The 7,593-nt window shown below is 42.4% G+C and carries 8 protein-coding genes; all 8 read right to left on the bottom strand.

Going from position 1 to position 7,593, the window contains the following annotated elements; genetic code table 11:
* The coding region (locus tag A1D25_RS03085) for a phage tail protein (protein WP_205420573.1) at window positions 1–1,397 on the bottom strand (1,397 nt) is incomplete at its 3' end.
* Between the two features lie 23 nt (window positions 1,398–1,420).
* On the bottom strand, window positions 1,421–1,969 hold the full coding sequence (locus A1D25_RS03080; protein WP_157394237.1) for a phage tail protein I: 549 nt from the start codon (window positions 1,967–1,969) through the stop codon (window positions 1,421–1,423).
* Window positions 1,959–2,873 (bottom strand): baseplate assembly protein, encoded by a 915-nt coding sequence (locus tag A1D25_RS03075; RefSeq protein WP_157394236.1) that lies wholly within the window; start codon window positions 2,871–2,873, stop codon window positions 1,959–1,961. Before A1D25_RS03075 ends, A1D25_RS03080 begins: the two co-directional genes overlap by 11 nt.
* 12 nt (window positions 2,874–2,885) lie before the next feature.
* Window positions 2,886–3,224 carry a GPW/gp25 family protein gene (locus tag A1D25_RS03070; RefSeq protein ID WP_157394235.1) on the bottom strand — a complete coding sequence of 113 codons (339 nt, stop codon included), beginning with the start codon at window positions 3,222–3,224 and terminating at the stop codon, window positions 2,886–2,888.
* Window positions 3,217–3,807: a phage baseplate assembly protein V gene (locus tag A1D25_RS03065; RefSeq protein ID WP_157394234.1), complete on the bottom strand. Its 591-nt coding sequence runs from the start codon at window positions 3,805–3,807 to the stop codon at window positions 3,217–3,219. The genes A1D25_RS03070 and A1D25_RS03065 overlap by 8 nt, the downstream gene beginning before the upstream one ends.
* A 131-nt stretch (window positions 3,808–3,938) precedes the next feature.
* A complete protein-coding gene (locus A1D25_RS03060) occupies window positions 3,939–4,358 on the bottom strand; it encodes a type II toxin-antitoxin system YafO family toxin (protein ID WP_157394233.1) in 420 nt (139 codons plus the stop codon).
* The gene (locus A1D25_RS03055) at window positions 4,359–4,556 is read right to left on the bottom strand and encodes a hypothetical protein (RefSeq protein ID WP_157394232.1); all 198 of its coding nucleotides are present in this window, start codon (window positions 4,554–4,556) and stop codon (window positions 4,359–4,361) included.
* 65 nt (window positions 4,557–4,621) lie between these two features.
* Window positions 4,622–7,447 (bottom strand): phage tail tape measure protein, encoded by a 2,826-nt coding sequence (locus A1D25_RS03050; RefSeq protein ID WP_157394231.1) that lies wholly within the window; start codon window positions 7,445–7,447, stop codon window positions 4,622–4,624.
* Between the last annotated feature and the right edge of the window lie 146 nt (window positions 7,448–7,593).

Genomic DNA, 7,593 nt, shown 5'->3' with positions numbered 1-7,593 from the left:
CGATGTTTGGGTTGTACACCATATTCTTTCGCCCATATCGCCCCATTAGGGTTGATTGTTGCAACGTGATGACGGCGGTCGCTGTTGTAATCATCACCTTGTGGCGTAGTATGGAAGCGAAGCTCTGTTGCCCAATTACCCACATCAATACACTCAATACTGGAGTGTGCGTACGAACTGTTCCAAACAGAGAAATCAATATAAGCACCAGCACTATTACGACTCTTGAGATGTAATACCGAATTATCATTAATAACACGCAGCCAATTGATTTCATCGCCTGTTTTAGCAACCTTATTGCGAACATCTTCGTCTAGAGCAAGAGTTCCATTTCTGTTTGGTACAAAAACATCATAACCACCTTCCGTCCAAAATTTCCATCTTTTATCGGGTAATGCTTCAATACGAGAAAGCCAATTTCCTATATTGCCTTGCCGAATCACATCTAAGCCTGCAAACTGATTATTTTTAGCTGTAACAGAAAGATATTGCCCTGTTGTTTTTAAATAAGGGACAACAAGATCACCCGTCATCGTATCGCCTGATTTCGACACTCTGCCATTTGCATTATTGTTGGCGTTATTGGCAGAATTTTGAGCATTATCTGCCGTATTCTTCGCTTCCACGCCTTTGTCATAAGCGGTTTTCACCGCACGAGATGAACCAACGGTGGTTTGTGAATTGGAGCTTACGGAATCGCTCACATCGGTTTTATTGACTTTTTGATTGGTAAGTTCGAGCGTTTTTTGCTCATTTTGTGTAATTTTATCATTCAACACCTTCCCCTGTGCAGCCGTTAAGGCTTGCTCTTGGCTGGTGCTGGTTAGGGTGTTATTGAGTTGCACAATCCCTTTTTGGGTGGTGCTGGCTGAATCAATCGCGTGGGTGTGACCTGTGCTATCTACGCTATTTTGTGAATTAGCGGTAATGGTTTTCGGGGTCAGTTGCCCTCGGGTCGCCCAAATGACACTATCATCAACAGTAAGAGTAACCGCATTTGATGAGCTAACCAGTAGCACCATTCGGATCACCTGAATTTTACCGCTCCCTTCTTCTAATCTTGGTTTAAAGGTTTCAGGGCAGTTTGCATAAGCCACTAGGCGATTTTGTGCATCATAAATGCCAATTTCACGAATCCAAAAACCACCCACATTTTCAGGAATCGTTAGCTCAAAAATCACTTGTTTGTTATTTCTCGGGTCAGGCGATACTGCACTGATATTCGCTCGATGCACTTCTCGCACTAGGGTAGTACGAGCAGAGTCGGGCGTAACCGCTCTGCCGTTACCATCACCCACTGCCATTTGGCGAATATTCACCGCTTGGCGATTTGCCATTGCACTGGCAAAAAGCTGTGAGCCGTAAGTGGTCAGTACTGAATAATACGTTTTGCTCATAATCTCTCTTTTTGTCTTTCAAATTAAGGATAAACCGTAATAATTTCGCCCATTTGGCTTGCCATAAACACATTCATTTCACCCACTGGGGTGATCGCAATCGCAAGGGTAAAATGGCGTGAAACAGGTTTGACATCTTCAATTAAGCGGATAAGTTCTTCATTGGTTTGTTGATTTAAGCCTGTTTCGCTGACTTCAACGGTAAGTTTAAAAGTACCTGCAGTAGCAGGTGGGCTTTCTTGCCACCATTCTTTTAATTCCACAATATAGCCGATTGGTTCAACTACTCGGCGAAGTGCGGTAATCGTGCCTTTCTGTTTATGGATTAAAAACGCATTTTTAATCGCAATGCGTTTTGCTCCTTCACTCCAATGCTCGTCCCATTTATCCACCGAAAAGGCCCACGCCAAATAGGGTAATAGCGGTTCGGGGCAACGTTCAGGGTTAATTAAATCTGCAATTAAAATTGGGTTTCGCACCGCTTGTTGTAAACATTCTGTTGCTCGTTTTTCCAGTGGGCTTGAGCCAGTGGGGAGCAGTGGTGTATGGGGAGCGATTGGGTTAGTAATCATCAGATGCCACCACCTCTAGCTGAATTTGGGTGCAGTAACCTGCCTTATCGTTAGCTAAAATAATGTCTCGGCTCGGTTGTATCAGCTCCACTCGCTGTACACCCTCAATATGCAAGGCGGAATAAATGCCCGACAGGGTAATATCTCGCCCTAAACGTCGTCTTGCTTGTACATATTCTTCCAGGCGTTTTTGGGCTTGTTGGCGAATAGGTTCATATTCAGGGCCTCGCAACAGATGTAAACGGGCGTTAATTTGGTAATCTTGCACCGTTGCTGCTTGTACTAACACTCGGTCAGCAATCGGGCGAATATTGTCATCATTTAATTTTGTTCGCACCGCAGAAAGCACAGCTTCGCTTGGCACGCCTTTGCCAACACGAGACAGCACCGTTACCGTGACATTCGCAGGAGAAGGTGAAACCACCGACACATCAGCCACTTCAGCGTGAGCCGAAAGGGCGTGGAACACATAAGCAGAACGAGGGCCAGCCACCGATAATCCTTCAAAAGCTAATTGAGCACGCAAGCGGAGATCGGTATCACTCTCTAAAATTTCAGGGGTAGGCGGTTGTGTACTTGGATCATAGGCTTGTATCACAAGGCGTTGTACGTTGTAATTCGCTGCGATGACATCTAAGTCAGTGCCTGTAGCATAAGCGAGCATTGTCGCTTTTGCGGCATCGTTGATCCGTTGGCGTTCTAGCATTTGCAAATAGCAATTTTCTTGTAACAACTTCACAATCGGTTCAGACTCAAGGCTTAAACGCTGTCGCCAAAAGGCTTGCTCACTTTCAGGATAGAGCGAAATAAACTTTTCCTTACGTTCCGCAAGTAAGGTTTCGTAATCAATTTGCTCTATCACATCGGGAGCTGGTAATTTTGAAAGGTCAATGAGTTGGCTCATTTTTGCCCCTAGTTATCGTAACGCCAAATCAGCAAAGGCTAATTTGGTCTGATTATTTTTGTTAATGCCGTCTAAATCAGCGGTTACTTGGTTTGGGTAATTCGGGTCGTAGTGAATTTTAAAGCGAGTAATTTCAATGCGTGGTTCCCAACGCTTTAACGCCATTACCGATGCCGCTGCAATTTGTAAAGCCAGTGCCATATTTAACGGGCGGTCAATCAATTCAAACAGTTGAGAACCGTATTCTCTTCGCATTACCCGAGAACCAATCGGCGTAAGCAAAATATCCGCAACCGATTGGCGAATATGGGCGTTTTCATCTAGGAGAGTTAAGCCTGTTTTTTTATCCATTCGGTGTGCCTGTTCGTTTGTCGCCTGATTCCACGCCACTGTGTGTATGCGTAGAGAGTTTGATCCCTTTTCCACTGACTTCGCCTTGTGCAGTCATCGAACCTTGTGTGCTGATGGCTCCTTTCACACTAAGCGAACCTTGAATTACGACATTGCCTGTACAAGTGAAACTCGGGGTATCTGCGGTAATGCTGTTTGTGGCTTGAATGTTAGCCGTTTTGCAATTTTTCACCGTTAAATGACCGCTTGCTTGGTTGTATTTCAGCTCCATTCCGTCCGCAAACTTGATGCAATGCTCATCGGGGCTTTGGTTTGGGGCGTTTTGGGTATAAATTCCCACAAGCACGACCGCTGTCGTCAATTCGCCACTGACGGCAAGCACAAGGCATTGTTCGCCAGTTGTTGGTGGCGACCAGCTTTGCGTTGTGCCAGCTCGAAAGGCAACCCAAGGTAGCCAATCGGTTAAAATATTGCCCGATTGGACTTTCACTAATGCCTTGAGGTAATCAACTTCGGCAATCGTGCCAAGTCGGAGCAAATTATCTAATCGGCGGAGTAGTTCGGTGCGGTTGGGTTCAGTCATTGGAAATATCGGCAGTTAAAAATAGCGATATTGTCGGCACTCTTTAAGCGTAGGGCGAGCGGTGGGCGTTGTGGTTTGGGGTTTAACAGAGAAAGAAAAAGCGACCGCAGTCGCTTTGATTTGCAAAGATATTAGGCAATGATTTTTCGATAATAAAAAAATTGTTCCGCAATTTGCCAAAAATAAACCATTGTTTTTCGATGTTTTTCTTCTCTTTGTTCGGCTATGGCGTGAGCAAGTGGTTCAGGTAAAATAGCAATGAGTAAGTAGCTTTGTTGATCTTCCACATAAACCAAGCAAGTATCACTTGTTCGGCGATTCCCTATTTTCCAATTTCTATCCCAATTTCTTTTTGCTTGTACATCAATCACAGGCACTAGATGAACGTGCTTTAACCCTGAACGAATCGGGCTATAAAAGCCATCTTTCCCAAAATAATAACTGCTATCTTCACCACCTTCTTTCCAATTTTGGAAACGTTCAACAAAGGTGCGGATAGCAGTTTCATCATCAAAAGTGTGTGCGAATAATTGTGTGTAAACAATATCCATTTAATTGATACCCATCATCTGCATTAAGTCATCAATCGTCATTGATTTGGTTTTTTTCTCAATATTCGCAAAAATTCTAACATCTTCTTGGCTCAATAACGGCACTTTGCGTAATGGTTGATGCGGATATTCAACAACTTTAGTCAGGATTATCGGCTGAACAACTACTGGCATTGGCTGTACTTGTGTAATTCGCATTTTATTCTCCTACAAAAACGGACAACACTTGATCACATTGTCCGCTTTTATGTTTAGGTTGTCAATTAACCCCGATCTCGCAAACTGCTACGGGTTCTTGCCTCGGCTTTGCGTTGGGCTTGCTCTAAGGCTTTTTGCACCTGTCGGGCGATTTCTGCTTCGTTTTGGTTTGGGCTTGCGTTAATCGTAATTTGGATATGCTGATTAACCGCTTGGCTAGGTTTAGCGTGTTGGGCTGTCGCAATCGGTGGGCGATTATCCACTTGAATTGTAGGCATTGGTTGAGCCATTGCGACCGCTCCTGCCATTGTGGCAATGGCTCCCATTCCACCGTAATTTAAGCGGTTGAGATTGGCTACGCCTAAGCGTGCGGTTGCTTCTTTGGTCATTACATATTCGCCCCGATGCACAATACCTGCAGGCTCGTATTTACCCCCGTTGCCTGTGTAGCCACCACTTGAAAAGCCAGTATTAGCAGCCATTTTTGCGGTTTCTTCAATTTGTTTAGCGTGTGCAGGCTTAACAATGGTGGTTGCTGCTTTTGCCACACCATCACTAACACCGTTAATCCGAGTTTCTAACCCTAAAAATTCCATTGCACTATTAAACGCATTCGTGATGGATTTTCCGATACCGTCCCATAATTCTGTGATTTTCTTTTTCAAACTGTCAAATTTATCACCAATAGACTTAATGACAGTATTAACAACCAAATCCCAGTTGTTTATAGCGAAGATGATGCCCTGAATTGCACGCACAAACCAACTATCTGCAAATTTAGTTTTAAGCCAATCCCACGCTGTGCCAATGGCATTTTTGACTTTATCCCAGTTAAGATAAAGTAAGGTTAAAATACCAAGTACAATAGTAATTGCAGCCCCGATAGGATTTGCTGCAAAAGCAATGCCTACCATACGAATACCCGTAATCAGCCCAGAAAATAAGAAACGTCCCACTTTTAATACATTAGAAAAGACACTAGGGATTGCTTTCCATACTCGACTTAATAAATTACCTGCTTTGGCAAATAATCCTGCTTTCTGTGATCCATCTGCTAGGGTTTTGCCAAAGAGTAGGGCTTTTCCTAAATTAAAAACTTTCCCCAAATGACCTAACGATAAAATGACTCTCCCGATTGGAAAAAGTAAGAAACTAAATGCAGAAGCTAGCACTCCAGTAATACCGACTAAAGCAGTGATTGCTACGGCTGTAGCCATAATACCTGTTGTTAATTTAGGATTTTCTTTTACCCAAGACAATATCGTTTCAGATACTTGTCCAAACCATTCGGCTAATTCTTTAAGTTGCGGAGCTATAGCTTCACCCACTCCTGCCATTAAATTTGTAAATGTCCCTGTTGCAGAGTCCCAAATATTCGACAAAGTACCTAGTTGAGCATTCACCCTTTCATTAAGTGTTGCTTGGTTTGCAAGTTTTTGTGCAAACTCTTCATAACCTGCTTTGCCTTTTTCAATCATTGATGAAAGTACGGTATTGACTTCCGCATCATCACCAAAGATGGATTTGATTACTGCTGTACGAGTAACATCATTCAGTCCTTTGAGTTTTTCTAACTCTTTATATAACTTATCTAATCCCCCGAAATTTCCTTTACCATCTGTGAAATCAAGGTTAAATTTTTGGTCGATCAGTTTATCCCCTTTCAAATCAGACAATGCTTTTTGTATTTTTTCAACATCTAATCCTTTTTGAAATACCTTACGCAGAGCATTACCCGATGCCATACCGTCCATTCCTGCCTGATCCATTTGAGCCACTAGCGGAGCGAGTACGTCCATTGCTTCTTTACCCTTAACTTTAAGAATAGACAGTGCAGGAGCAAGGTTTTTAAATGCACCAAGCATATTCGTGCTATCTACACCAGCATAAAAGCCACGTTGGATAGTATCCATTAAATCCAACATTTCAACTTCTGTACCTTGAGTGGCATCTTGCATTTTAGCGGCAAATTCAGCCGCTTGTTCAGGCATCATATTAAGCTGAACAGAAAGTAATGCTGCAGCTTCACCCGTACCGCCCAAAATAGTTTGAGCTGACATACCTTGTCGTACCAACATTGTCATTAAATTTTGGAAGTCTGCTGTTGTACCTGGTAAGCGGTTTCCTAAATTGACTGCAAGTTGATTGATTTTTTCAAAATCTTCGGAAACAGTGCCACCTTTACCCATCATCGCCACTTTAAGATTAGTTGCAGCGGTTTCAGCTTTGGCAAATTCAGAAACAGGGACTGCAATTTTATCTTTCAAATGACCATAAGCCGCTGTTGCTCGTCCACCGATATTAGCATATTGTTCTGCTTTCGTTCGCAACGCATCTAGTTTTTGATTAAACACAGCATTTTCTTTCGCTTTTTTATTCAACTGTTCTAGCTTTTGTCGCTGTTGATCTATCGCTTGATTAGCCTCTCGCATTTGACGACGTAACTCACTCTGTTTTTGCGACATTTTCGATGCTTCAAATCCGTTTCTAGCAAATTCCGCACGAGCGGCTTGTAATTTTTGTTTAGTTTTAGTTTGCTCTTGTTGTAGGCTTGCAACCATCTTTTTCGCTTGTTCTAAGCGTTTTACAAAAGCAGTGGTAGGATTTGCCATTCCTTTCATTGCATTTTCCATACGTCTAACTTCCGCATAGGCTTTTTTAAGTGACGCATTATTTTCACTTAATTTTGCTTTGAGTGGATTTAGCGTATTTGCATATTTTTTAATTTGAGCTTCATTTTGCTCATAGGATTTTTTTAATTCGGAGAATACACCCCGATTATGCTTTAGCGTCTGGGATAATTTGCTCACTGCCGACTGAGCATTTTTAAATGGGGCAGTTAATTTATCCATCGCAGATAATTGCACTTGAATTTTTAAGTCTTTACTCATATTATTTCCTTAGATAAGTAATTTAATTAAAGGAGCTGTTATGTGGGCTATTGATAATATTGAAGATGTAGTAATTTACCTTTGGCTTTTTATTATGACTCCTATAATGTGTTATGCTCTTTACTCATTATCTGAAATCAGCATTA

It is taken from the genome of Ursidibacter arcticus, from assembly GCF_009761375.1.
Classification (GTDB): Bacteria; Pseudomonadota; Gammaproteobacteria; order Enterobacterales; family Pasteurellaceae; genus Ursidibacter; species Ursidibacter arcticus.
Note: the sequence above shows the minus strand (reverse complement) of the source record. Positions and strands in the feature narration are given on the sequence as shown.

Excerpts from the sequence above, each read along its gene's own strand:
- A1D25_RS03080 (WP_157394237.1), bottom strand. The coding sequence starts at position 1,969 with ATGATTACTAACCCAATCGCTCCCCATACACCACTGCTCCCCACTGGC.
- A1D25_RS03075 (WP_157394236.1), bottom strand. The coding sequence starts at position 2,873 with ATGAGCCAACTCATTGACCTTTCAAAATTACCAGCTCCCGATGTGATA.
- A1D25_RS03070 (WP_157394235.1), bottom strand. The coding sequence starts at position 3,224 with ATGGATAAAAAAACAGGCTTAACTCTCCTAGATGAAAACGCCCATATT.
- A1D25_RS03065 (WP_157394234.1), bottom strand. The coding sequence starts at position 3,807 with ATGACTGAACCCAACCGCACCGAACTACTCCGCCGATTAGATAATTTG.
- A1D25_RS03060 (WP_157394233.1), bottom strand. The coding sequence starts at position 4,358 with ATGGATATTGTTTACACACAATTATTCGCACACACTTTTGATGATGAA.
- A1D25_RS03055 (WP_157394232.1), bottom strand. The coding sequence starts at position 4,556 with ATGCGAATTACACAAGTACAGCCAATGCCAGTAGTTGTTCAGCCGATA.
- A1D25_RS03050 (WP_157394231.1), bottom strand. The coding sequence starts at position 7,447 with ATGAGTAAAGACTTAAAAATTCAAGTGCAATTATCTGCGATGGATAAA.